The following is a 1,789-nucleotide window of genomic DNA, read 5'->3' as shown; positions in this document are numbered from 1 at the left end:
GGTGGCCCACACCATCGTTCACGTGCACGGCGGGGTGGGCATCGACGTCGACCATCCGATCCACCGCTACTTCCTGGCTGCCAAGCAGGCCGAGTTCGCACTGGGCGGCGCGACCGGACAGCTACGCCGGATCGGCCGTGAACTTGCCGACACACCGGCGTGAGTCACAGTGGCCGCGTTACCGACCGTCACCGAACTGCTGACCCCGCTGGTGGGCGTCGAGGATCGGGGCGTCTACTTCGAGGACTCGTTCACCAGCTGGCGTGACCACATCCGGGACGCAGCGGCGATCACGTCCACGCTGCGCGGCCGCCTCGATCCGGGCCGCCCACCGCATGTCGGGGTGCTGCTGGAAAACACCCCGTTCTTCTCCGCGCTGCTGGTGGCCACCGGGCTGTTCGGCATCGTCCCGGTGGGACTCAACCCGATCCGTCGCGGGGCGGCGCTGGCCCGCGACATCGCCCATGCCGACTGCCAGTTGGTGCTTGCCGACTCGAGATCGGCTGCCACGCTGGGTGATATCGAGCATGTCAATGTCGACTCCGCCGAGTGGGCCGACGAGCTGGCCGCGCACCGCGGCGTCGAGGTGCCGGTTGTGCCCAGCGCACCGGAAGATCTGTTCATGCTGATCTTCACCTCGGGCACCAGCGGGGACCCGAAGGCGGTCAAGTGCAGCCACGGCAAAGTGGGGATCGCCGGTGTGACGATGACCCAGCGTTTCAACCTCGGCCGCGACGACGTCTGCTACGTGTCGATGCCGCTGTTTCACTCCAACGCCGTGCTGGCAGGCTGGGCGGTTTCGCTGGCCTGCCGCGGTTGCCTGGTGTTGCGGCGCAAGTTCTCGGCATCGCAGTTCCTTCCCGACGTCCGCCACTACGGCGTGACCTACGCCAACTATGTCGGCAAGCCGCTGTCGTATGTGCTGGCGACGCCGGAACGGCCGGACGACGCGGACAATCCGCTCAAGGCGGTGTACGGCAACGAGGGCGCCCCCGGCGACGTGGAGCGGTTCGGCCGCAGGTTCGGCTGCGCGGCAATCGACGGGTACGGGTCCACCGAGGGCGGAGTGGCGATCAGCAGCACACCCGACACCCCGGCCGGTGCACTAGGCCCGCTGCCCGACGGAGTAACGATCATCGACGTCGACACCGGCGAAGCCTGCCCGCCCGGCGTGGTCGGTGAGCTGGTGAACGTCGCGGGCGGCGGCCGTTTCGAAGGTTACTACAACGACCCGGGCGCCGAGGCCGAGCGGATGGCCGGCGGGGTCTACCACAGCGGCGATCTGGCCTACCGCGACGCCGCCGGATACGCGTATTTCGCCGGCCGGCTGGGCGATTGGATGCGGGTAGACGGGGAAAACCTCGGCACCGCACCCATCGAACGGGTGCTGCTGCGACACCCGGACGTGGCCGAGGTCGCGGTGTACCCGGTACCGGACCCGGCCGTCGGTGACCAGGTGATGGCGGCGCTGGTGCTGGCACCGGGCGCACAGTTCGACGCGGGGGCGTTCGGCGGTTTCCTAGCCAAGCAACCCGACCTCGGGCCCAAGCAGTGGCCGTCGTATGTGCGGGTCAGCGCCGAGTTGCCGCGCACGGCAACGTTCAAGGTGCTCAAACGCTCGTTGTCAGCCGAGGGCGTCGACTGCGCCGATCCGGTGTTTCGCATAGAGCGCTAGCTCGAGCTTGGATGACGTGTCGGACCCTCGCTTTAGGATCGAAGGCATGTTCGATAGCACGATTGAGGTGGCGGCGTTGGTCGATCGGATGACGTCGGCGACCCGGGCGGAGAA

1 protein-coding gene and 1 pseudogene are annotated in these 1,789 nt (G+C 68.1%); both read left to right on the top strand.

Going from position 1 to position 1,789, the window contains the following annotated elements:
- Positions 1 to 163, top strand: a pseudogene (locus tag AC2VOP_RS14355) (acyl-CoA dehydrogenase family protein); the annotation flags it as partial.
- Positions 164 to 169: 6 nt separating this feature from the next.
- Positions 170 to 1,675: a long-chain-fatty-acid--CoA ligase FadD17 gene (gene fadD17, locus AC2VOP_RS14350; protein WP_486961595.1), complete on the top strand. Its 1,506-nt coding sequence runs from the start codon at positions 170 to 172 to the stop codon at positions 1,673 to 1,675.
- Positions 1,676 to 1,789 lie beyond the last annotated feature (114 nt).

The organism is Mycobacterium sp. TH-M106, from assembly GCF_057473765.1.
Note: the sequence above shows the minus strand (reverse complement) of the source record. Positions and strands in the feature narration are given on the sequence as shown.